General features: G+C 73.7%; 19 protein-coding genes. 12 read left to right on the top strand and 7 right to left on the bottom strand.

What is annotated here, in order from left to right; genetic code table 11:
- Nucleotides 1-8: 8 nt before the first annotated feature.
- On the bottom strand, nt 9-1,211 hold the full coding sequence (locus ACZ407_RS33735) for an acetyl-CoA C-acetyltransferase (RefSeq protein WP_468135123.1): 1,203 nt from the start codon (nt 1,209-1,211) through the stop codon (nt 9-11).
- A gap of 145 nt (nt 1,212-1,356) precedes the next feature.
- Between ACZ407_RS33735 and mce the strand changes: the two genes are divergently transcribed.
- From mce to ACZ407_RS33700, 7 genes are all read left to right on the top strand, one after another.
- On the top strand, nt 1,357-1,785 hold the full coding sequence (mce, locus tag ACZ407_RS33730) for a methylmalonyl-CoA epimerase (RefSeq protein WP_468135121.1): 429 nt from the start codon (nt 1,357-1,359) through the stop codon (nt 1,783-1,785).
- Nucleotides 1,786-1,987: 202 nt separating this feature from the next.
- Complete coding sequence (gene scy / locus ACZ407_RS33725) at nt 1,988-6,289, top strand: polarized growth protein Scy (RefSeq protein ID WP_468135145.1); 4,302 nt, start codon at nt 1,988-1,990, stop codon at nt 6,287-6,289.
- A gap of 196 nt (nt 6,290-6,485) precedes the next feature.
- A complete protein-coding gene (locus ACZ407_RS33720; RefSeq protein WP_468135119.1) occupies nt 6,486-7,424 on the top strand; it encodes a cellulose-binding protein in 939 nt (312 codons plus the stop codon).
- Between the two features lie 96 nt (nt 7,425-7,520).
- Nucleotides 7,521-8,558, top strand: a complete 1,038-nt coding sequence (locus tag ACZ407_RS33715) for an ABC transporter ATP-binding protein (protein WP_468135117.1) — start codon at nt 7,521-7,523, stop codon at nt 8,556-8,558.
- Between the two features lie 3 nt (nt 8,559-8,561).
- Nucleotides 8,562-9,341 (top strand): ABC transporter permease, encoded by a 780-nt coding sequence (locus tag ACZ407_RS33710; RefSeq protein WP_468135115.1) that lies wholly within the window; start codon nt 8,562-8,564, stop codon nt 9,339-9,341.
- Nucleotides 9,342-9,527: 186 nt separating this feature from the next.
- Entirely contained in the window at nt 9,528-10,655 is a 1,128-nt protein-coding gene (locus tag ACZ407_RS33705) for an ABC transporter ATP-binding protein (protein WP_468135113.1), read from the top strand.
- Complete coding sequence (locus ACZ407_RS33700) at nt 10,652-11,482, top strand: ABC transporter permease (RefSeq protein WP_468135111.1); 831 nt, start codon at nt 10,652-10,654, stop codon at nt 11,480-11,482. Before ACZ407_RS33705 ends, ACZ407_RS33700 begins: the two co-directional genes overlap by 4 nt.
- A gap of 34 nt (nt 11,483-11,516) precedes the next feature.
- Here ACZ407_RS33700 and ACZ407_RS33695 read toward each other — a convergent pair whose 3' ends face one another.
- On the bottom strand, nt 11,517-11,843 hold the full coding sequence (locus tag ACZ407_RS33695; protein ID WP_468135109.1) for an ATP/GTP-binding protein: 327 nt from the start codon (nt 11,841-11,843) through the stop codon (nt 11,517-11,519).
- 223 nt (nt 11,844-12,066) lie between these two features.
- Here ACZ407_RS33695 and ACZ407_RS33690 point away from each other — a divergent pair, with 223 nt between their 5' ends.
- Nucleotides 12,067-13,098, top strand: coding sequence for an LLM class flavin-dependent oxidoreductase (locus ACZ407_RS33690; protein ID WP_468135107.1), 1,032 nt, complete (start codon nt 12,067-12,069; stop codon nt 13,096-13,098).
- A 94-nt stretch (nt 13,099-13,192) separates the two neighbouring features.
- On the opposite strand, the gene ACZ407_RS33685 is transcribed toward ACZ407_RS33690, so the two are convergent.
- The gene (locus ACZ407_RS33685; protein WP_468135105.1) at nt 13,193-13,585 is read right to left on the bottom strand and encodes an SCO5389 family protein; all 393 of its coding nucleotides are present in this window, start codon (nt 13,583-13,585) and stop codon (nt 13,193-13,195) included.
- A gap of 211 nt (nt 13,586-13,796) precedes the next feature.
- Here ACZ407_RS33685 and nucS point away from each other — a divergent pair, with 211 nt between their 5' ends.
- Nucleotides 13,797-14,468, top strand: coding sequence for an endonuclease NucS (gene nucS / locus ACZ407_RS33680; RefSeq protein WP_468135103.1), 672 nt, complete (start codon nt 13,797-13,799; stop codon nt 14,466-14,468).
- A gap of 57 nt (nt 14,469-14,525) precedes the next feature.
- On the opposite strand, the gene ACZ407_RS33675 is transcribed toward nucS, so the two are convergent.
- The 3 genes from ACZ407_RS33675 to ACZ407_RS33665 all read right to left on the bottom strand — a co-directional run bounded on the left by ACZ407_RS33675 (nt 14,526) and on the right by ACZ407_RS33665 (nt 18,708).
- Nucleotides 14,526-17,132: an ATP-binding protein gene (locus ACZ407_RS33675; RefSeq protein ID WP_468135101.1), complete on the bottom strand. Its 2,607-nt coding sequence runs from the start codon at nt 17,130-17,132 to the stop codon at nt 14,526-14,528.
- 250 nt (nt 17,133-17,382) lie between these two features.
- Entirely contained in the window at nt 17,383-17,706 is a 324-nt protein-coding gene (locus ACZ407_RS33670; protein WP_468135099.1) for an STAS domain-containing protein, read from the bottom strand.
- Between the two features lie 153 nt (nt 17,707-17,859).
- Nucleotides 17,860-18,708 carry a 3-hydroxyacyl-CoA dehydrogenase family protein gene (locus tag ACZ407_RS33665; RefSeq protein WP_468135097.1) on the bottom strand — a complete coding sequence of 283 codons (849 nt, stop codon included), beginning with the start codon at nt 18,706-18,708 and terminating at the stop codon, nt 17,860-17,862.
- A 210-nt stretch (nt 18,709-18,918) separates the two neighbouring features.
- Here ACZ407_RS33665 and ACZ407_RS33660 point away from each other — a divergent pair, with 210 nt between their 5' ends.
- Entirely contained in the window at nt 18,919-19,491 is a 573-nt protein-coding gene (locus tag ACZ407_RS33660) for a cob(I)yrinic acid a,c-diamide adenosyltransferase (RefSeq protein ID WP_468135095.1), read from the top strand.
- 16 nt (nt 19,492-19,507) lie between these two features.
- On the opposite strand, the gene ACZ407_RS33655 is transcribed toward ACZ407_RS33660, so the two are convergent.
- Complete coding sequence (locus tag ACZ407_RS33655; RefSeq protein WP_468135093.1) at nt 19,508-20,056, bottom strand: hypothetical protein; 549 nt, start codon at nt 20,054-20,056, stop codon at nt 19,508-19,510.
- 193 nt (nt 20,057-20,249) lie between these two features.
- Here ACZ407_RS33655 and ACZ407_RS33650 point away from each other — a divergent pair, with 193 nt between their 5' ends.
- Nucleotides 20,250-21,446, top strand: coding sequence for a sensor histidine kinase (locus ACZ407_RS33650; protein ID WP_468135091.1), 1,197 nt, complete (start codon nt 20,250-20,252; stop codon nt 21,444-21,446).
- Nucleotides 21,443-22,093, top strand: coding sequence for a response regulator (locus tag ACZ407_RS33645; RefSeq protein ID WP_468135089.1), 651 nt, complete (start codon nt 21,443-21,445; stop codon nt 22,091-22,093). The genes ACZ407_RS33650 and ACZ407_RS33645 overlap by 4 nt, the downstream gene beginning before the upstream one ends.
- Nucleotides 22,094-22,111: the final 18 nt, after the last annotated feature.

The following is a 22,111-nucleotide window of genomic DNA, read 5'->3' as shown; positions in this document are numbered from 1 at the left end:
TTACGGGGTCACGCCTGCGGAACGCGCACGATCAGGGCGTCGCCCTGGCCGCCGCCGCCGCACAGGGCGGCCGCGCCGACGCCGCCGCCGCGCCGCTTGAGCTCCAGCGCCAGGTGGAGCACCACCCGGGCGCCGGACATGCCGATCGGGTGGCCCAGGGCAATCGCGCCACCGTTGACGTTCACCTTTTCCGGGGTCACGCCCAGGTCCTTCATTGACTGGACGGCGACCGCGGCGAAGGCCTCGTTGATCTCGATCAGGTCCAGGTCGGAGACCTCCAGCCCCTCCTTCTTCAGGGCGTGCAGGATCGCGTTCGACGGCTGCGACTGGAGGGAGTTGTCGGGGCCGGCCACGTTGCCGTGGGCGCCGATCTCGGCCAGCCACTCCAGGCCCAGCTCCTCCGCCTTGGCCTTGCTCATCACGACCACCGCGGCGGCGCCGTCGGAGATCTGCGAGGAGGTGCCGGCGGTGATCGTCCCGTCCTTGGCGAATGCGGGGCGGAGCTTGCCGAGGGACTCCGCCGTGGTCTCGGGGCGGATGCCCTCGTCCTGGGCGAAGACGACCGGCTCGCCCTTGCGCTGCGGGATCTCCACGGGGGTGATCTCGGCCTCGAAGACGCCGTTCTTCTGCGCGGCGGCGGCACGCTGGTGGGAGGCGGCGGCGAACTCGTCCTGCGGGGCGCGCTCGATGCCGAGGCGGCCGTTGTGCTTCTCGGTGGACTCGCCCATGGCGATGTTCTCGAACGCGTCGGTCAGGCCGTCGTACGCCATCGCGTCGAGCATCTCGATCGCGCCGTACTTGTAGCCCTCGCGGGACTTCGGGAGCAGGTGCGGGGCGTTGGTCATCGACTCCTGGCCGCCCGCGACCACGATGTCGAACTCGCCGGCGCGGATGAGCTGGTCGGCGAGGGCGATGGCGTCGAGACCCGAGAGGCAGACCTTGTTGACGGTCAGCGCGGGGACGTTCATCGGGATGCCCGCCTTGACGGCCGCCTGGCGGGCCGGGATCTGGCCCGCGCCGGCCTGGAGCACCTGGCCCATGATCACGTACTGGACCTGGTCGCCGGAGACGCCGGCGCGCTCCAGAGCGGCCTTGATGGCGATCCCGCCGAGCTCGGCACCGGAGAACGACTTGAGGGAACCCAGAAGACGTCCCATGGGCGTGCGGGCCCCGGCGACGATCACCGACGTGGTGCTGTTCGTTCCGGACATGAGGCGAATCCCCTTTCAACTGGGGAGACTGAGGAGTGAACGAGGGTTTACCTGAATGTACTCAGCGGTACCACCGCCGTCACCGGGCAGCCGGTGTGATCGCCCGCACGTTGCGTAACCGCGGGCCGACCGGTCCACTGGGGGCATGCTGACAAGGATCGACCACATCGGGATCGCCTGCTTCGACCTCGACAAGACCGTCGAGTTCTACCGTGCCACGTACGGCTTCGAGGTGTTCCACACCGAGGTCAACGAGGAGCAGGGCGTCCGCGAGGCCATGCTCAAGATCAACGAGACCTCCGACGGCGGGGCCTCCTACCTCCAGCTCCTGGAGCCCACCCGCGAGGACTCCGCGGTCGGCAAGTGGCTCGCCAAGAACGGCGAGGGCGTCCACCACATCGCCTTCGGCACCGCCGACGTGGACGGGGACGCCGAGGCCATCCGCGGCAAGAACGTCCGGGTCCTGTACGACGAGCCCCGCACCGGTTCGATGGGCTCGCGCATCACCTTCCTGCACCCCAAGGACTGCCACGGCGTCCTCACCGAACTGGTCACCTCCGCCCCCGGCCACTGACCTCTCCGCCCTGAGCACTGACCCCCGGATTCCACGGCCGGTAGAGTGGCCGTGGCTCGGCCGGGGTTTGGTGCTGTGTTGCGGGGTTGGGACCTCCTGACCGGCAGCGGGAATCTGACACCATGCCCCGGGGGCGCCGTTCAGCGGGCGGACGGCGCTCTTGGGAGAGAGCTTGCGACCAGGGGACGGATGGGACCGCGCCGTGCGGGGCTACGAACGCCAGGAGAGCCATCAGGCTGAGGCCGACCATCTCTCGCGCTTCGAGGCCGAGATGGAGCGGCTGAAGAAGGAGCGCGAGAAGGCCGTCCAGCACGCCGAGGACCTCGGCTACCAGGTCGAGGTGCTGCGCGCGAAGCTCCACGAGGCGCGCCGCAACCTCGCCTCCCGGCCCGCCTACGACTCCGCGGACCTCGGCTACCAGGCCGAGCAGCTGCTCCGCAACGCGCAGATCCAGGCCGACCAGATGCGCACCGACGCCGAGCGCGAGCTGCGCGAGGCCCGGGCGCAGACCCAGCGCATCCTCCAGGAGCACGCGGAGCACCAGGCCCGGCTCCAGGCCGAGCTGCACGCCGAGGCCGTCAGCCGCCGCCAGCGTCTGGACCAGGAGCTCAACGAGCGCCGCCAGACCGTCGAGTCGCACGTCAACGAGAACGTGGCCTGGGCCGAGCAGCTGCGCGCCCGTACGGAGGCCCAGGCGCGGCGCCTGATGGAGGAGTCCCGCGCCGAGGCCGACCAGGCCCTCAATGCGGCCCGCGCCGAGGCCGCCCGCGTGGCCGAGGAGACCCGCCGCCGGATGTCGGCGGAGGCCGAGGCGGCCCGTACCGAGGCCGAGGCCACCCTCGTCCGCGCCCGCAAGGAGGCCGAGCGGCTGCTGACCGCCGCCTCCGCGCAGGCCCAGGAGGCCACCGAGCACGCCGAGCGGCTGCGCTCCGCCACCTCCGCCGAGGCCGAGCAGACCCGGCAGCAGACCCTCGACCTCGGCCGGGTGGCCGAGCAGCGGGTGCAGGAGGCCGACGGGACGCTGCGCGAGGCGCGCGCCGAGGCGGAGAAGCTGCTCGCCGAGGCCAAGGAGACCGCCGAACGGCAGCTCGCCTCGGCCGAGTCCGTCAACGAGCAGCGCACCCGCACCGCCAAGGAGCAGGTCGCCCGGCTGGTCGGCGAGGCCACCAAGGAGGCCGAGACCCTCAAGGCCGAGGCCGAGCAGCTCGTGGCCGACGCCCGGACCGAGGCCGAGCGCATCCGCGTCGAGGCCGGCGAGCAGGCCCGTACGGCCGCCGCCGAGGACACCGCGGCCCAGCTCGCGAAGGCGGCCCGCACCGCGGAGGACGTGCTCAACAAGGCGTCCGAGGACGCCCGGGCCACCACCCGCGCCGCCACCGAGGAGGCCGAGCGGATCCGCCGCGAGGCCGAGGCGGAGGCCGAGCGGCTGCGCACCCAGGCCGCGGCCACCGCCGAGCAGCTCAAGGGCGCGGCCAAGGACGACACCGAGGAGTACCGGGCCAAGACGGTCGAGCTCCAGGAGGAGGCCCGCCGGCTGCGCGGCGAGGCCGAGCAGCTGCGCGCGGAGGCGGTCGCCGAGGGCGAGCGGATCCGCGGCGAGGCCCGCCGCGAGGCCGTCCAGCAGATCGAGGAGGCGGCCAAGACCGCCGAGGAGCTGCTGACCAAGGCGAAGTCGGACGCCGACGAGCTGCGCGCCGGGGCCGGCGCCGAGAGCGAGCGGGTCCGGTCCGAGGCCATCGAGCGGGCCACCACCCTGCGCAAGCAGGCCGAGGAGACGCTGGAGCGGACCCGGGCCGAGGCCGAGCGGCTGCGGACCGAGGCCGAGGAGCGGGCCGAGGCCGTCCGCGCCGAGGCCGAGGACGCGGCCCGCGAGCGCCGCGAGGAGACCGACCGGGTGCTGGCCGCCCGGCGCGAGGAGGCCGCCGCCGAGCTGGCCCGCCTCCAGGAGGAGGCCGAGGGCCGGCTCGCCGGCGCCGAGGAGACCCTGCGCGATGCCCGCGCGGCCGCCGAGGGGATCCGGCGGGAGGCCGCCGAGGAGGCAGAGCGGCTGCGCACCGAGTCCGCCGAGCGGATCCGCACGCTCCAGGGGCAGGCCGAGGAGGAGGCCGTACGGCTGCGCGACGAGGCCGCCGACGACGCGGCCCGGTCCCGCGCCGAGGCCGAGACCGCCGCGGTGCGCCTGCGGGCGGAGGCCGCCGCCGAGGCGGAGCGGCTGCGCGCCGAGGCCCAGGACACCGCGGACCGGCTGCGCGCCGAGGCCAAGTCGGCCGCCGAGCGGGTAGCCGAGGAGGCCGCCGAGGCGCTGGCCGCCGCCCAGGAGGAGGCCGCCCGGCGCCGCCGCGAGGCCGAGGAGACCCTGTCCGCGGCCCGTGAGGAGGCCGGAAACGAGCGCGCCCAGGCGCGGGAGCAGAGCGAGGAGCTGCTCGCCGCGGCCCGCAAGCGGGTCGAGGAGGCCCAGGCGGAGGCGCAGCGGCTGGTCGAGGAGGCCGAGCAGCGGGCCGCCGAGCTGGTGTCGGCGGCCGAGACCACGGCCCGCGAGGTCCGCGAGTCGGTGGCCGGGCTGCACGAGCAGGCCGAGGAGGAGGTCGCCGGGCTGCGCAGCGCCGCCGAGCACGCGGCCGAGCGCACCCGTGCCGAGGCGCAGGAGGAGGCGGACCGGGTCCGCGCCGACGCGCACGCCGAGCGGGAGCGGGCCGCCGAGGACGCGAACCGGATCCGCACCGACGCGCGGACCGAGACGGACGCCGCGAAGGCGCTGGCGGAGCGTACGGTCACCGACGCGATCGCCGAGGCCGAGCAGCTGCGCAGCGACACCGCCGAGTACGCGCAGCGGGTCCGCACCGAGGCCACGGACGCCCTGGCCGCCTCGGAGCGCGATGCCGCGCGCACCCGTGCCGACGCCCGCGAGGACGCCAACCGGATCCGCTCCGAGGCCGCCGCCGAGGCCGAGTCCGTACGGGAGAAGGCCGCGGAGGACGGCGAGGCCGTGCGCGCCGAGGCCGCGCAGGTGCTGGAGGACGCCCGTGCCGAGTCCGCCCGGCTGATCGGCGAGGCGACGGCCGAGACCGAGCGGATGACGGTCGAGACGCAGGCCGCCAACGACCGCACGGTCGGGGAGGCCGCCGAGGAGGCCGAGCGGCTGCGCACCGAGGTCCGCGAGGAGGCCGAGCGGCTGCGCACCGAGGTCCGCGAGGAGGCCGAGCGGCTGCGCACCGAGGCCGCGCAGGCCCTCGACGAGGCCCGCGCGGAGGGCGGCCGGATCATCGGCGAGGCCACCGCGGAGGCCGAGCGGGTCACCGTGGCGGCCGGCGAGACGCTGGCGACGGCGGAGCGCGAGGCGGAGCAGACCCTCGACGAGGCCCGTGCCGAGAGCAACCGGCTGCGCACCGAGGCCGCCGAGCAGGCCGACCGGCTGGTCGCCGAGGCCACCTCGGAGACGGACCGGCTGCTGGCGGAGACCCGCAAGGCGAACGACCGCACCGTCGGCGAGGCGGCCGCGGAGGCCGAGCGGCTGCGCGCCGAGGCGGCGCAGACCCTGGCATCCGCCCAGGAGCACGCCACCCGTACCCGCGAGGAGTCCGAGCGGCTCAAGGCCGAGGCGGCCGGCGAGGCCGAGCGGCTGCGCACGGAGGCCCGCGAGGAGTCCGAGCGGCTGCTCGACGAGGCCCGCGAGGCGGCGAACAAGAAGCGCACCGAGGCGGCCGAGCAGGTGGACCGGCTCATCGGCGAGACCGCGGCCGAGGCGGAGAAGCTGACGGCGGAGGCGCAGAAGACGGCGCTGGCGACGACCACGGCGGCCGAGGAGCAGGCCGATTCGATGGTGGACGCGGCCCGCAAGGAGGCCGCGCGCATCACCGCGGAGGCCACCGTCGAGGGCAACTCGCTGGTGGAGAAGGCCCGTACGGACGCGGACGAGCTGCTGGTCGGTGCGCGGACGGACGCCGCGGCCATAAGGGAGCGGGCGGAGGAGCTGCGGTCCCGGGTCGAGTCCGAGGTGGAGGAGCTCCACGAGCGGGCCCGCCGGGAGTCGGCGGAGCAGATGAAGACCGCGGGCGAGCGGGTGGACAAGCTGGTCAAGGCGGCCACCGAGCAGAGCGAGGAAGCCGAGCGCAAGGCGAAGAACCTGGTGTCGGAGGCGAGCAGCGAGGCGAGCAAGGTGCGCATCGCCGCGGTCCGCAAGGCCGAGCAGCTGCTCAAGGAGGCCGAGCAGAAGAAGGCCGAACTGGCGCGCGAGGCCGAGCGGCTGCGTGCGGAGGCTGCGGCCGAGGCCGAGCAGATGGTCGCCGAGGGCCGGCGCGAGCTGGAGGTGCTGGTGCGCCGCCGGGAGGACATTCAGGCGGAGATCTCCCGTGTCCAGGACGTGCTTGAGGCGTTGGAATCATTCGAGGCGCCTACGGGTGGCGGGAAGACCATCGGTTCGCAGGGCGGTCCGGCCGGGGGCGGGGTCAAGGCCGGAGCGGCCGCGGGTTCCACTCGTTCGGGTGGCAAGTCGTCTGACGGCTAGCCAGCGAGACTGGATGTGTGCTCCTGATGAAGTTTCAGTCGAACGAGTGACAAGCATTCCGTCGCCTTGCCACTCAAAAGGGGTGTCATTGTCCAGATCAAACGCGGATTGACTCGATGACACGCCGTCCCGGCGCCTAGGATTCCCCTTAACACCTCACCTAGCACCCTCATCGGTCTCATTCGACAGGAACCCCATGAGCGACACTTCCTCCCCCTTCGGCTTCGAGCTCGTGCGGCGTGGTTACGACCGCGGTCAGGTGGACGACCGCATTTCCAAGCTCGTCGCCGACCGTGACAGCGCCCTGTCCCGCATCAACTCCCTGGAGAAGCGCATCGAGGAGCTCCACCTCGAGACGCAGAACGCCCAGGCCCAGGTCAACGACGCCGAGCCGTCGTACGCCGGTCTCGGCGCCCGGGTCGAGAAGATCCTGCGGCTCGCCGAGGAGGAGGCGAAGGACCTGCGCGAGGAGGCCCGCCGCGCCGCGGAGCAGCACCGCGAGCTCGCCGAGTCGGCGGCCCAGCAGGTGCGCAACGACGCCGAGTCGTTCGCCGCCGAGCGCAAGGCGAAGGCCGAGGACGAGGGTGTCCGCATCGTGGAGAAGGCCAAGGCCGACTCCGCCACCCTGCGGGCCGAGGCCCAGAAGGACGCCGCCTCCAAGCGCGAGGAGGCGGACGCGCTCTTCGAGGAGACCCGCGCCAAGGCCGCCCAGGCCGCCGCGGACTTCGAGACCAACCTGGCCAAGCGCCGCGAGCAGTCCGAGCGCGACCTGGCCTCCCGCCAGGCCAAGGCCGAGAAGCGCCTCGCCGAGATCGAGCACCGGGCCGAGCAGCTGCGCCTGGAGGCCGAGAAGCTGCGTACGGACGCGGAGCGCCGGGCCCGCCAGACGGTGGAGACCGCGCAGCGCCAGGCCGAGGACATCGTGGCCGACGCGAACGCCAAGGCGGACCGCATCCGCAGCGAATCCGAGCGCGAGCTCGCGGCCCTCACCAACCGCCGCGACTCCATCAACGCGCAGCTGACCAACGTCCGCGAGATGCTGGCCACGCTGACCGGTGCCGCCGTGGCGGCGGCCGGCTCCCCGATCGACGACGAGCCGGTCACCCGCGGGGTCCCGGCGCAGCAGAGCCGCTAGCCCCCCGCCGTTCGCGGCACCACACCCCCGTGCGGCCAAGGGCCCCCTACGTCACTGCGGTGGCGGGGGGCCCTTGGCCGTTCTAGCGTGAGCCGCATGATTGAGCTGGAGGGCCTCACGAAGCGATTCGGGACGAAGACCGCGGTGGACCACCTCAGCTTCCAGGTCAGGCCGGGGGTGGTGACGGGCTTTCTGGGGCCCAACGGGGCGGGCAAGTCGACGACGATGCGGATGATGCTCGATCTGGACAATCCGACCAGCGGAACGGTCCGGATTGACGGCCGGCACTACCGGGAGCTGGACGAGCCCCTCAAGTACATCGGGGCCCTCCTGGACGCCAAGGCGATGCACGGCGGGCGCAGCGCCTACAACAACCTGCTGTGCCTGGCCCAGTCCAACCGGATCCCGGCGAGCCGGGTGGCGGAGGTGCTGGACACGGTGGGCCTGACGGCGGTGGCGCGGAAGAAGTCGAAAGGTTTCTCGCTCGGCATGGGACAACGGCTGGGAATCGCCTCCGCGCTGCTGGGTGATCCGGAGATCCTCATGTTCGACGAGCCCGTCAATGGTCTGGACCCGGAGGGAATTCACTGGATCCGCAATCTCATGAAAGGGCTCGCGGCCGAGGGGAGAACGATCTTCGTTTCCAGCCATCTCATGAGCGAAATGGCACTCACCGCAGATCATTTGATCGTCATCGGCCAGGGACGGCTGCTCGCGGACACCTCGATGGCCGATTTCATCCACCGGAACTCGCGCAGTTTCGTGCGGGTGCGCTCCCCGCAGCAGGAGCGGCTGCGGGACCTGCTGCACGCGGCCGGGGTCACCGCGGTCGAGGCCGGCGGCGGGGCGCTGGAGGTGGACGCGCTCACCGCCGAGCAGGTGGGTGAGCTGGCGGCCCGCGACGGGCTGGTCCTGCACGAGCTGAGCCCGCAGCGGGCTTCGCTGGAGGAGGCGTTCATGCGGATGACCGCGGGCGCGGTCGAGTACCACGCCCACTCCCCCGGCGCCGGTCCGGAGGCCGGTCCGGACGGGCTGCCGCTCCCGGCGGCGTCCGGACCGCCCGGGTCCGCCCCCGCGGCCGCGGACACCCCGCGCTGGGGTTCCTCGTACGACGAGCGGTTCGGGGGGAACTGACCGATGGCCTCCGTACCCGCCGTCCTCGCCTCCGAGTGGACCAAGATCCGCACGGTGGCCTCGACCACGTGGACGCTGGTCAGCGCCCTCGTGGTGACCGTCGCGCTCAGTGCCGCGCTGTGCGCCCTGACCAGGTCCCGGTTCGAGCACCTGTCCGAGCTGGAGCGGGCCACCTTCGACCCCACCCTGGTCAGCTTCTCGGGGATGGTCCTCGGGCAGCTGGCGATGGTGGTCTTCGGGGTCCTCGTGGTCGGCACCGAGTACAGCTCGGGCATGATCCGCACCTCGCTGGCCGCGGTCCCGCAGCGCACCCTCTTCCTCTTCGGCAAGATCGCGGTGGCCGCCGCGCTCGCGCTGGTGATCGGGATGGCGACCAGTTTCCTGTCCTTCTTCCTCGGCCAGGCCCTGCTGGGCGGCCACCGGACCTCGATCGGGGAGCCGCACGTGCTGCGGGCGGTGGTGGGCGCCGGGCTCTACATGGCCCTGATCGCCGTCTTCTCGATGGGCGTGGCGGCGATGCTGCGCAGCTCGATGCTCTCGCTGGGCATCCTGATGCCGTTCTTCTTCCTCGTCTCGCAGATCCTGGCCGCGGTGCCCGGGGCCAAGGAGGTGGCCCGCTACTTCCCCGACCAGGCCGGCTCCAAGATCATGCAGGTGGTCCCGCAGGCCATGGGCAGCGACCCGGCCCCCTACGGGCCCTGGGGCGGGCTGGGGATCATGCTGCTGTGGGTGGTCCTCGCCCTGCTCGGGGGCTGGCTGGTGATCAAGTACCGGGACGCCTGAGGGGGCCGGGCGCGCCCGGCTCCCCGGGGCCCGCCCCCTAGGGATGTCAGGGACAGTTCAGGGTTGTATCAGGGTCTTCCCCCGCCTTCGGGACGGGACGGAACCGTCAGCCCGCAGATAAGCTCTTAACCCTTACGCGGACGAAAGCCGTCCGGGCCTGGCACGGGGCAGAGCAAGGGCAGAGCAATGATCGAGGCAGTCGGCCTGACCAAGCGCTTCGGCGCGAAGACCGCCGTCGACCAGCTGTCGTTCCAGGTCAGGCCGGGTCTCGTGACCGGCTTCCTGGGGCCGAACGGCTCGGGCAAATCGACCACCATGCGCATGATCGTCGGCCTGGACCGGCCCACTTCCGGTCAGGTCACGATCAACGGGCAGCCCTTTCGCGAGCTGCCGAACGCCCAGCGGCACGTCGGCGCCCTCCTCGACGCCAAGGCGGTCCACGGCGGCCGCCGGGCCCGCACCCACCTGCTCGCCCTCGCCCAGCTCTCCGGGATCCCGGAGCGCCGCGTGGACGAGGTGCTGGGCGTGGTCGGCCTCCAGGACGTGGCCCGGCAGCGGACCAAGGGCTTCTCCCTCGGCATGGGCCAGCGGCTCGGGATCGCGGCCGCCCTGCTCGGCGACCCCCAGGTGCTGCTGTTCGACGAGCCGGTCAACGGGCTCGACCCCGAGGGCATCCTGTGGGTGCGCAACCTCATGAAGCAGCTGGCCGCCGAGGGCCGCACCGTCTTCGTCTCCTCGCACCTGATGAGCGAGATGGCGCTGACCGCCGACCACCTGATCGTCATCGGCCGCGGCCGGCTCCTCGCCGACATGGGCGTGAGCGAATTCATCTCCCGCAACTCGGCCGACTTCGCCCGGGTGCGCCCGGCCGGCTCCGGCCGGGAGGAGCGGGACGCGCTCGCCGCCCTGCTCGACGGCGCGGGGGGCCGGGTGCTCACCGAGCCGGACGGCGCCCTGCGCGTCACCGGCATCCCGCTGCCGCGGATCAGCGACCTCGCCCACGAGGCGGGCCTGCGGCTGTGGGAGCTCTCCCCGCACCGCGCCTCCCTGGAGGAGGCGTACATGCGGATGACCCAGGGCGCGGTCGAGTACACCTCGTCCGAGGACCCGCGCGCCGAGCTGTGGGAGCCGGAGCCCCAGGGGCTGCGGCCCTGGCCCGAGGAGGAGCCCCCGCAGGTGCCCGCGGAGGGCTGGTACGCGCCCCCGCCCCCCGGCAGCGGCGGCAAGCCGTTCCTGATGCCGGCCCGGCCCGGCGACCTGGCCCAGGCCCCGGCCTCCCCCGCGGCCCCGACCACCCCCGAGGACCCCCGATGACCGCCCCCGCCGCCGGCGCCCGCCCCGACGGGTACACCTCGCCGCTGCCCGCCACCCGGCCCACCCTGGCCCATGCCGTGGCCTCGGAGTGGACGAAGATGGTCTCGGTCCGCTCCACCCTGTGGACCCTGGGCTCGCTGGCCGGGCTGGTGACCGGGATCGGCGCGATAGCGATCCTCAACACGGCGGACACCGACTACGCCCAGGTCCCCTTCCTCACCCCGGCACTCTTCGGCCTCTTCGTCGGCCAGCTCAGCGTGATGGTGCTCGGCGTGCTGACGATCACCTCGGAGTACGGCACCGGACTGGTGCGCACCACCTTCACCGCGGCCCCCGAGCGGCACCGGGTGCTGACCGCCAAGTTCCTCGTCTTCACGGGTCTTGCGTTCTCGGTGACCGCCGCCTCCGTGCTGCTGGTGGGCCTGGCCACGGCCCTGTTCCACAGCGGGCCGGGCGCGGGCCGGCACGGGGCCGAGGAGTGGGTGCACGCGCTCGGCGGCAGCCTGTACGTGACCCTGCTCGGGGTGCTCGGCCTGGCGGTGGGCGCCATGCTGCGGCATTCGGCGGGGGCGATCGCGGTGATGCTCGGCGTGGTCACGCTCCCGCCGGTGCTCGGCGGGTTCCTCACCGTCTGGGAGAGCACGCAGGGCCTGTCCCGGCTGGTGCTGCGCTACAACGCGCCGGTGGCCCTCGGCGACATGTTCGGGCTGCCGATGGCGGGCGAGGACGCCGGGGCGCAGCCGGTGCGGCAGCTGGTGCTGCTCGCGCTGGTGACCGCGGCCGCGGTGGCGGGGGCGTTCGCGGTGACGGCCCGCCGGGACATCTGAGGCCGGGCGCCGCCCGGGGGCCGGGCGCCCCGGCTCAGTGGCGCGGAGCGTTGCGGGACCGCTGCACCCGCGAGGTGCGGCGGTCCTTCGCGTTCCAGCAGGCCTTGTGCCAGTGCCGGCGGTCGTCCACACCGCCGTACTCCGGCCAGGCCACCACGTGCGGCACCCCGGAGGGGATCTCCTGGTCGCAGCCCGGGCAGCGGTACCGCTTGCCCTGCGCGCTCGCGCCGGACACCTGCCGGACCTTCCAGTCCTCGCCCTGCCACTCCTCCGTGCGCTCCAGGCCGTAGCGGTCCACGCCGGCGCTGTCGCGCTCCGGCGGATTCTCGCCGCCCCGGGGGCGGTTGTGGCGCGGTGACACGTATACCTCACGTAGCTGCGGCGGACGGGGATTTTCCTCCAGACTACGCGGCGCGGTCCCCGGTGCCCCCATCGTGGCAGGCGGAGGGCGGCACTCCGCAGCTCTCCCAGGAGTGATTCCCCGACAATCTCAATAACTTCCGTCTCCACCCGTGCCCTTGGCACGTGTCAGACGTTGTTGCCATCGGGGGGAACCCGCGTCAGCCGCAAGGAGGCAGAGGGCGATGCGTGTCGGAGCTTTTGTACTGGCGGCCCAGTTCCCGGGCCAGGGGCAGGGGGAGGCGCTGCACCGCGCGGTGCGGACCGCCGAGGTGGCCGAGGAGGCGGGGCTCGACTCCGCCTGGGTCGCCGAGCACCACTTCATCCCGTACGGGGTCTGCCCGTCCGCGGTGACCCTCGCGGCGCTGATGCTGGGCCGCACCCGGCGGCTGCGCGTGGGCACGGCCGTGAGCGTCCTGCCCACCCAGCACCCGGTGGCGCTCGGCGAGCAGGCCGCACTGCTGCACCTGACCTCGGGGGGCCGGTTCACGCTCGGGGTGGGCCGCGGCGGGCCGTGGGTGGACCTGGAGGTCTTCGACGCCGGGCTCGGCGCGTACGAGAACGGCTTCCCCGAGTCCCTCGACCTGCTGCGGCGCTGGCTGGCGGAGCCCCGGGTGGGGGCCCGGGGCGACCGGTACTCCTTCCGCGAGGTGGCTGTCGTACCGCGGCCGGCCGAGGCCCTGGACAGGGACGGCAGCGGGCCCGAGGTGGTCGTCGCCTGCACCTCCCCCGCCTCGGTGCGGCTGGCCGCCGAGCGCGGGCTGCCGATGCTGCTGGGCATGCACTGCGGGGACGAGGACAAGGCCGGGATGGTCGCCCTGTGGCGGGAGACCGCGCTCGCGGCCGGGCACCCGCGGCACGCCGTGGCCGCCGCCGGGCACGTCTCGGCGGGGGTGGCCCAGCTCGCCGACCGGACCGAGGACGCGGTGGAGACCCTGGTGAAGGCCATGCCCGGCTGGCTGCGGCAGGGCCTGGCGGCGTACGAGACCGTGGACGGACGGCCGCGCACCATGCGGGACCCGGTGGAGTACACCGAACTGCTGTGCCGACTGCACCCGGTGGGCACTCCGGAGCTGGCCGCCGACCGGCTCGCGGCCACGGCCGAGCGCACGGGGATCACCCGCTTCGCGCTGCTCGTCGAGGGCTCGGGGGACCTGGCCGCCACCGAGGAGAACGTACGGCGGCTGGGGGCCGAGGTCCTGCCGCGGCTCGGCTGAACAGCGCGCTGAAGGGGGTGTGCCCGGAGCACACCCCCCGGGGACCGCCACCCTCGTCCCGCGCGTTCCGCGGGCCGCGAGCAGCAGCGGAGTACTAGCAGTCCCGCAGTTCCGGCGACTGGTTGAGCAGCTGTCCGCGGATGGACGTGAACTTGGCCAGCCTGTCGTCAGCCGCCGGGTCCAGCGGGAACACCGCCAGCCGGTGGCAGTTCTGGAACGCCAGGCGCACCCCGAAATGCCGCTGCAGGGCACCGCGTATCGCGTCACTCGCAAGGGCGCGCAGCAGCTGGCCGCGTGCCTGCTCGTCCGGCGGGGGCGTCTGGTTGTCGGCGAACTCCCCGCCGTCCACCTTCAGCCGGTCCACCAGTGAGCTGACCATCTCCCATGCGTACGGCAGGGAGGTCCGGACGCAGTCGACGAAGGCGGCTTCGTCGACCTCGCCTCGCTCGGCCTGTTCGAGTAGGGCCGGTGAGACGTCGAGCGACATGAGTTCTCCTCTCGCGACCCCGGGCGACCGAGGTCTTACGGGCAGGGAAGGAGGCGGCGACGCAGCGTGCACGGCCGACGACCTCCCGCTTACACGGTAGGCGCCCCTCGGGTGCGGCACCAGGAGAATGCGCATACAACGAGCCACCAGCGAAGGGGGCTTTCAGGGGCGAATCGCGCCGGGGCGGGTCGGTCGAGTAGCGTTGCGGACCATGCGTCTCGTCATCGCCCGCTGCTCCGTCGACTATGCGGGCCGGCTCACCGCCCACCTGCCCTCCGCACCCCGTCTGATCCTCGTGAAGGCCGACGGCAGTGTGTCCATCCACGCGGACGACCGGGCGTACAAACCGCTCAACTGGATGTCCCCGCCGTGCACCCTCAAGGAGGGCAGCGGGGACGAGGCCGGCGTCTGGACCGTCGTCAACAAGGCGGGCGAGAAGCTCATCATCACGATGGAAGAAGTCCTGCACGACTCCTCCCACGAACTTGGCGTGGACCCGGGCCTGATCAAGGACGGCGTGGAAGCGCACCTCCAGGAGCTGCTGGCCGACCGGATCGACACCCTCGGCGAGGGCTACACGCTGATCCGCCGCGAGTACATGACGGCGATCGGGCCGGTGGACATCCTGTGCCGGGACGGCGAAGGGGCCACGGTGGCCGTCGAGCTGAAGCGCCGCGGCGAGATCGACGGGGTCGAACAGCTCACCCGCTACCTGGAACTGCTCAACCGCGACCCGCACCTGGCGCCGGTGAAGGGCATCTTCGCGGCCCAGGAGATCAAGCCCCAGGCGCGCGTGCTGGCGAACGACCGCGGGATCGAGTGCGTGGTGCTCGACTACGACGCGCTGCGCGGCATCGAGGACGACAAGCTGCGGCTGTTCTGAGGCGCTTGCGGCGTACGCCCGGCACCCCGTAGTCCCCCGGCCCCGGCCGGGCGGCGACTACGGGGTGCTGCCGTTTCCGGCGGAGGTGCCGGAGGCCGTGCCGGTGCCGGTCGTGGTGCCCGTACCGGTGCCGGTGCCCGTGCCGGTGGTGCCTGCGGTGTCGGTGCCGCCCGTGTCGGTGCCGCCGGTGTCCGTACCGCCGGTGTCGGTGCCACCGGTGTCCGTACCGCCGGTGTCGGTGCCCCCGGTGTCCGTACCGCCCGTGTCCGCACCGCCCGTGTCGGTGCCCCCGGTGTCGGCGCCGCCCGTGTCCGTACCGCCGGTCCCCGGCGTGGCCGTGCCGCCGCCCGGGGTGCCGGTCGTGGCCGGCGGGCTGGGGTGCGAGCTGCCGCCCGGGCCGGACGGGCTGGGGCTGGTGCCGGGCCCCGTGGCGCTCGGCGAGCCGCCGGGGCCGGGAGTGCCCGAGGGGCCGCCCGTGGAGCCGCCCGCGTCCCCGGCTCCGCCGGACTGGCCGGCCGCGCCGGCGCCGGGGGTGAATCCGCCCTCGGGCTGCCGGGTGGTGGCGTTCTCCGGCTCCTCGGTGCCCGGCTTGCCGCTCTGTCCGCCGCTCACCGACTGGCCGCTGCGCTGCCCGCCGCCCGAGGGCTGCTCCGCCCCGCCGAGGCCGAGCGCGACCACCGTGCCCAGGACGGCGACCACGACGGCCGCGCCCGCGGCCGCGAACAGGTTGCGCCGGGTCCCGCGCAGCAGGGACGGGCGGGCGGAACCGGCCGGCCCTTCGGGGGGCAGGACGGGCACCACGGGGCGCGGCGGGGTGGCGGTGACCTCGCTGGGCGGGGTGAGCGTGGGGAACGCGTGCTTGACGGGTTCCGGGGCGGGCGGGGTCTCCTCGCCCATCGGCGGCAGGCCGGTGAGGCCGGTCCGGGGCAGGGCCTGGGTCAGGGCCTCGGAGGGCTTGGGGGCCTCCAGCACCAGCGGCGGCGAGAGGGGGGCGGAGCCGCGCGGCCCGCCCTCGCGGTCGTCGACCAGGGCCAGGGCGCGGCGGCCGGCGACGGTGCCCCGCTTGTCGGAGAGCGCCCCGCGCAGGCCGATGGAGGCCTCCAGTTCGGCGCGGGCCCGGTCGAGCTGGCCGTTGCAGAGGGCCAGGATGCCGCGCTCGTGGTGGAAGTAGGCCTCCTCCGCGACCTCTCCGGCGATCCGCGCGGCCTCCTGCCCGGAGCGCAGGATCCGCTCCCACGCGCCCCACTGGAGTCCGGCGGCGAAGGCGGGGGCGGCGGTGCGGGCCAGCTCCAGGGCGGCGGCGATGCCCTCCTTCTCCTGCTCGGGGGCGCCCGGGACCAGGGCGGCGAGGACGGCCAGGACGGCGTCGGCCTCGGCGGCGGCCCGCTCGGGGGTCACCGAGCCGTGCCCGGTCCACCAGGCGTAGTGCCGGGCCGCGGTGAGGGCCTGCTCCGCGGCCTCGTCCCCGTACCCGGCCTCCTCCAGCTGCGGGAGCACACCGGGGGCCAGCCGGTGGCGGGAGCCGACCGGGGTGAGCAGTCCGCAGGCGAGGAGTTCGCCGACGGCGGCGTCGGCGTGGGTGTCGCCGACGAGCGCGGGCAGGTGGGCCTGGTGCGGGACCTCCCCGCCGAGCGCGACGGCGAAGCGGAGGGTGGCGCGGGCGGACTCGCTGAGGCGGGAGGCGAGCAGCACGGCGGGCGCGGCGGCCTGGCCGAGGGTGGGCAGGCCGACGTGGGCCCGCTCGCGGGTGCGCTCCCCGAAGACCCCCGGCTCCTCCCCGTCCTCGTCCTCGTCCACGTGGTTGATGGCGTCGCGCTGCCGCAGCAGGGCGGCGGCCTGGACGAAGTGGCGGGGCAGGCCCTCGGAGGCGAACCAGAGGTCCCCGGCCCAGTCCTTCTCCTCGTCGGTGAGCGGCCGCATCGCGGCGCGCTCCAGGAGTTCGGTGGCGGCGGCCTTGGTGAGGCCCGCCAGGGTGAGGTCTTCGAGGTGCTCGGCGGGGCCGGTGTCCCCGGCGGCCGGGCTGTCGGGGGCGACGGCGAGCAGGAAGGCGCACTCGGGGGTGGCGCGCAGCAGCTCCTCCAGCCCGGTGCCGCCGAGCTCCAGGTCGTCGATGACGACGACGGCGCCGATCTCGGCGGTGCGGGCGAGGAGTTCGGCGAGGTCGGGGCGGCGCAGCGGGGCGTCGAAGACCGCGGCGTACAGGGCGTGGAGCAGGTCGCCGGCGGTCTGCCGGTGGCCGGAGAGCCGGACCACCCCGTCGGGGGCGAGTCCGGCGCAGTCGGCGGCGACCGCGTCGAGGAGGGCGGACCGGCCGGATCCGGCGGGCCCGAGGACGCGTACGGAGCGGCCGCGGGCGAGCAGGCGCAGCAGGCGCTCGCGGTCCTCGTCGCGTTCGAGGAGGGGCAGGGCGGGGAGGAGGGTGCCGGCGGGTACGGGCGGCAGCGCGGCCTCGGCGCGGGCGGCGCGGTCCTCGGCGGTGCGCCGGGCGGCGGTGAGCGCGGGGGCGTCGGGCCGGCGCGGTTCTATCTCGCTGCCGTCGACGGGGTTGACCGTCAGGGATATGTCGCCGCAGTCGAGCCGGGTGATCCGGGCGGGTCCGGGACGGCGCGCCTGCGTCGCGTCGCCGCCGTCGCCCGCTGCCCCGAGCCCCTGTATCCGGTCCATGACCAAAGCCCCCCGATCGCGTCGTGCGCCGTCGTTCCTCCCGGCCTTCGCACACTCCGCTGTCGCATCTGGTCCGGCGTCCGCCCGTGGGTTCACCAAGAGCCGACGGCCGAACCCTAGACGTACGCCCAGTATCCGGGAACAGCCGGGGTCCCGTCCGCACGGGACCATCACGTTACGGACTCGGACGTGCCGGCGGGGAGGAGGCGGTGCGGAGACCGCGCAGGGGGGCGGCGGGGAGCCCGCGGGCTCAGACCCGGGGCAGGGACTCCGCCGCCAGTCCGCCTTCGATGGCGAGGATCCGGTGCAGCCGGGTGGCGACGAGCAGCCGCTGCATCTGCGGGGGCACCCCGCGCAGGACGAGCCGGCGGCCGGTGCGCCCGGCCCGGCGGTGGGCGCCCATGATGACGCCGAGTCCGGTCGCGTCCCAGGAGTCGAGCCCGGTGAGGTCCAGGACGAGGTCGCCGACTCCGTCGTCGAGGGCGGAGTGGAGGGCCGTTCGGGCGTCCGCCGCGCTGCGCACGTCGAGGCGGCCCCCGACAGCGAGTTCGGCGTGGTCGCCCCTGATGTGCATGTGTGCTCCCCGGCAGGTGCTGCGTACGTGTGGTCCGTAGGTCGGCAACTCTCACTGGAAGTGACTGCCTTGCGGGCAGGGAAGTTGCCGACCGTGAGCGAACCGATACTTAATTCACCCTCCAGGGTGAGGCAGTCGAACGGTCGCGCTCGCTCAGTGCTTGTAGAAGCCCTGTCCGCTCTTGCGGCCGATGTCACCGGCATCGACCATGCGCCGCATCAGCTCCGGCGGCGCGAACTTCTCGTCCTGGCATTCGGTGTAGATGTTGCTGGTGGCGTGCATCAGGATGTCGACGCCCGTCAGGTCTGCGGTCGCCAGCGGCCCCATCGCGTGGCCGAATCCCAGCTTGCACGCGATGTCGATGTCTTCGGCGGAGGCCACGCCCGATTCGTAGAGCTTTGCCGCTTCGACGACGAGGGCGGAGATCAGGCGGGTGGTGACGAAGCCGGCCACGTCGCGGTTGACGACGATGCAGGTCTTGCCGACGGACTCGGCGAAGGAGCGGGCGGTGGCCAGGGTCTCGTCACTGGTCTTGTAGCCGCGGACGAGCTCGCAGAGCTGCATCATCGGGACCGGCGAGAAGAAGTGGGTGCCGACGACCCGCTCGGGGCGCTCGGTCACGGCGGCGATCTTCGTGATCGGGATCGCGGAGGTGTTGGAGGCGAGGACCGCGTCCTCGCGGACGATCTTGTCGAGGGAGCGGAAGATCTCGTGCTTGACCTCCAGCTTCTCGAAGACGGCCTCGACCACGATGTCCGCGTCCGCGACGGCGTCGAGGTCGGTGGTCGTGGTGATGCGGGCGAAGGCCGCCTCGGCGTCCTCGGCCGCGAGCCTGCCCTTCGAGACGAACTTGTCGTACGAGGCCTTGATGCCGTCCGTACCACGCGTCAGCGCGGCGTCGGTGACGTCGCGCAGGACGACGTCCCAGCCCGCCTGGGCGGACACCTGAGCGATACCGGAACCCATCAGTCCGGCACCGATGACGGCAAGCTTCCCAGCCACTGCACACCTCTGGATCTCTGTCGATTCTCCGGCCTCTCCGGCGGAGACTAGCGCCCGTGAGCTGCCGTGTGACCGGGAAGTAACACGCGTCACGTCTCAGATGACGGACATCACACCGGTACGGCCCATCCGGGCGCGGCAGCCGTGCAGTTGAGCGCCGCCCCGGACCGCCCGGGCCGCCTCCGGCCCGGATCTGACTAGGCTGGCGGCATGGTGAATCTGACGCGCATCTACACCCGTACCGGCGACAAGGGCACCACCGCCCTGGGGGACATGAGCCGCACCGCCAAGACGGACCTGCGCATCTCCGCGTACGCAGATGCCAACGAAGCGAACGCCGTCATCGGGACCGCCATCGCGCTCGGCGGGCTCGCGGACGAGGTCGTCGCGGTCCTCACCCGGGTGCAGAACGACCTCTTCGACGTGGGTGCCGACCTGTCCACGCCGGTGGTCCCGGACCCGGCCTACCCGCCGCTGCGCGTCGAGCAGTTCTACGTGGACCGGCTGGAGGCGGACTGCGACCGCTTCAACGAGCAGTTGGAGAAGCTGCGCAGTTTCATCCTGCCCGGCGGCACCCCGGGGGCGGCCCTGCTGCACCAGGCGTGCACGGTGGTGCGGCGGGCGGAGCGCTCGACCTGGGCCGCCCTGGAGGTCCACGGCGAGACCATGAACCCGCTGACGGCCACCTACCTCAACCGCCTGTCGGACCTCCTGTTCATCCTGGCCCGCATCGCGAACAAGGAGACCGGCGACGTCCTGTGGGTTCCCGGCGGCGAACGCTGAGGACCGGGGCGGGGACTCAGCGGCCGGCGCCCACGGCCTTCTCCTGCTTCGGGAAGAAGGTGTACGAGAGGGCGATCACGAGGTTGATGCCGATGACCCAGAGCATCTTCGTCTGCCAGCCGTGCAGGGGGGCGGCCGCGGCGCCGCCGACGAACCAGGCGGCGGCCTGGAGGAGGGCCCAGGCCACGGCGGCCGAGAGGATCCAGCGGCCCGCGGACTGCCACTCGTACACCGTGCGCGCCTGGCCGCCGGCCGGGGCCTTGGCGGGCGGCGGGCCGCCCGCCCAGCGGTGCGCGACGTAGGCGTCGACCCGGCGGATGGTGTGGCGGCCGAGGCCCACCGAGAAGCCGATGTAGACGGCGGCCAGGCCGTGCTTCCAGTCCGGCTGGGCACCGCCGCGGAGGTCGATCACGGTGACCACGAGGAGCAGCAGCTCCAGCAGGGGCTCGCAGAGGAGGACGGCGGCCCCGGCGCGCGGCATCCGCGCCACGTAGCGCAGGGCCAGCCCGGCGGCGAGCAGCAGCCAGAACGCCACCTCGCAGGCGATGATGAGCGCGACGATCACGACGTCCTCCGGGTCTCGGGCGGTCGGGGTGCGTCGGCCGGCTTCCGGCCGCACTCCCACTGTCGCCGGGCGGCGGCGCCCGCACCTCCTCTCCGGTGGTGAACCGCGCCTGCATCCTTCGATGTACGCGGCGGGGCCGGCCGGAGTCCGGAACGGTGACGCGTACCGGCTCCGGACCCTGTTGGATGGCGGGGTGACCCTCCCCCGCCCGCACCGCCACGACGTGCTGATCGCCGCGGTCAGCCTGCTGATCGGCCTGGTGCTGTACGCACTGGGCCTGCACCTGAACGCCGGGCGCCGGCTGGTGCCCGAGTGGGTGGTCCTCGTGCCGCTGGCGGTGACGGCGGGACTGGAGCTGCTGCGGCGCACCGCCCCGCGGACGGCCCTGCTCGTGGGCAGCTGCGCGGTGGTCGCGGACCAGGTCACGGTCGGCAGCATGGCCACGGTCATGATGTTCACGGACCTGATGTACGCGGCCGTGGTGTACGGCAGTGCGCGCATGGCCCGGCGGCTGCCGTTCACGACGGCCGGGATCACCATCGCGGTGACGGTGGCCGCGGTGGCCTGGTGGCAGGACGCGGAGGCGCTGATGCTCGGCGTGGTGACGTCGATCATCTGCTTCTTCCCGGCGGTCACGGGCGCGGCGGTGCGCAGCCACCGGGACACCGCCGAGGCGGCCCGGCTGCGGGCGGAGCAGACGGCGCTGCTGGCGGAGATGGACCGCAAGCAGGCCGTGACCGCGGAGCGCGCCCGGATGGCGCGGGAGCTGCACGACATGGTGGCCAACCACCTGTCGGCGATCGCGATCCACTCGACCGCCGCGCTGTCGATCGACTCGCCGGAGACCAGCCGGGAGGCGCTGGGGGTGATCCGGGAGAACAGCGTGCAGGGGCTGGCGGAGATGCGGCGGCTGATCGGGCTGCTGCGGACGGCGGGCGGGGACGGCGAGGCGGTGGCGGCGCCGACCCTGGACGGGCTGGAGGCGCTGCTGGAGCAGGCCCGGCGGAACGGGTCGGCGAGCGGGCTGGAGTTCGTCCTGCACGACGAGCGCCCGGCGGCGGGGACCAGGGGCGGCGGGCTGCCGGCGCCGGTGGACCTGGCGGCGTACCGGATCGTGCAGGAGTCGCTGACCAATGCGATCAAGCATGCGGCGCCGGGGCGGGTCGAGGTGCGGCTTGCCCTGGCGGGAGGGGTGCTCACGGTCCGGATCGACAGTCCGTGCAGTGAGCACCGCTCCGGTCCGAGAGCACCGGGCTCGGGTGCGGGGCTGGTCGGCATGCGCGAGCGGGCGGCCCTGCTCGGCGGGGAGTTCGAGGCCGGGCCGGAGGGTCCGGACCGGTGGCGGGTGCGGGCCGAGCTGCCCGCCGACGAGAAAGCGGTGAAGGCATGACGATCCGGGTGCTGGTGGCCGAGGACCAGCAGGCGGTACGGGCCGGGCTGGTGCTCATCCTGCGCAGCGCGGGGGACATCGAGGTGGCCGGCGAGGCCGCGGACGGCGAGGAGGCGGTCCGGCTGGCCCGCGAGCTGCGTCCGGACGTGGTGCTCATGGACGTGCAGATGCCCCGGCTCGACGGGGTCTCGGCCACCCGCCAGGTGGTCGCCGAGGGCCTGGCCGACGTACTCGTCCTGACCACCTTCGACCTCGACGAGTACGTGTTCGGGGCGCTGCGCGCCGGGGCGGCCGGCTTCCTGCTGAAGAACACGGAGGCGGCGGACCTGATCGCGGGGGTGCGGACGGTGGCGGGCGGGGAGGGCCTGATCGCACCGGCCGTGACCCGCCGCCTGATCGCCGAGTTCGCGGCCCCGCAGCCGGTCCGGCGGCCGGACGCGGCCCGGGAGGCTGCGGTGGCGGCGCTGACCCCGCGGGAGCGCGAGGTGCTGTCCTGCCTGGGCCAGGGGCTGTCGAACGCGGAGATCGCGGCCCGGCTGGAGATGGCGGAGGCCACGGCGAAGACGCACGTCAGCCGGCTGCTGGGCAAGCTGGAGCTGCGTAGCCGGGTCCAAGCGGCCGTGCTGGCACAGGAGTTGGGGATCTAGCCAAGAAGCGGCGAAGCC

Source organism: Streptomyces sp. NPDC030809, from assembly GCF_055572195.1.
The sequence above is the reverse complement of the archived record's forward strand: the minus strand, read 5'-3'. Positions and strand labels throughout refer to the sequence as shown.

Bases quoted from the DNA above. Each gene is read 5' to 3' on its own strand.
- ACZ407_RS33685 (WP_468135105.1), bottom strand. From the start codon at position 13,585: ATGTCGCTCGACGTCTCACCGGCCCTACTCGAACAGGCCGAGCGAGGC.
- ACZ407_RS33660 (WP_468135095.1), top strand. From the start codon at position 18,919: ATGGTGAATCTGACGCGCATCTACACCCGTACCGGCGACAAGGGCACC.
- ACZ407_RS33720 (WP_468135119.1), top strand. From the start codon at position 6,486: ATGAGCGACACTTCCTCCCCCTTCGGCTTCGAGCTCGTGCGGCGTGGT.
- mce (WP_468135121.1), top strand. From the start codon at position 1,357: ATGCTGACAAGGATCGACCACATCGGGATCGCCTGCTTCGACCTCGAC.
- ACZ407_RS33670 (WP_468135099.1), bottom strand. From the start codon at position 17,706: ATGCACATCAGGGGCGACCACGCCGAACTCGCTGTCGGGGGCCGCCTC.
- ACZ407_RS33645 (WP_468135089.1), top strand. From the start codon at position 21,443: ATGACGATCCGGGTGCTGGTGGCCGAGGACCAGCAGGCGGTACGGGCC.
- ACZ407_RS33690 (WP_468135107.1), top strand. From the start codon at position 12,067: ATGCGTGTCGGAGCTTTTGTACTGGCGGCCCAGTTCCCGGGCCAGGGG.
- ACZ407_RS33700 (WP_468135111.1), top strand. From the start codon at position 10,652: ATGACCGCCCCCGCCGCCGGCGCCCGCCCCGACGGGTACACCTCGCCG.
- nucS (WP_468135103.1), top strand. From the start codon at position 13,797: ATGCGTCTCGTCATCGCCCGCTGCTCCGTCGACTATGCGGGCCGGCTC.
- ACZ407_RS33735 (WP_468135123.1), bottom strand. From the start codon at position 1,211: ATGTCCGGAACGAACAGCACCACGTCGGTGATCGTCGCCGGGGCCCGC.
- ACZ407_RS33705 (WP_468135113.1), top strand. From the start codon at position 9,528: ATGATCGAGGCAGTCGGCCTGACCAAGCGCTTCGGCGCGAAGACCGCC.
- ACZ407_RS33715 (WP_468135117.1), top strand. From the start codon at position 7,521: ATGATTGAGCTGGAGGGCCTCACGAAGCGATTCGGGACGAAGACCGCG.
- ACZ407_RS33710 (WP_468135115.1), top strand. From the start codon at position 8,562: ATGGCCTCCGTACCCGCCGTCCTCGCCTCCGAGTGGACCAAGATCCGC.
- ACZ407_RS33675 (WP_468135101.1), bottom strand. From the start codon at position 17,132: ATGGACCGGATACAGGGGCTCGGGGCAGCGGGCGACGGCGGCGACGCG.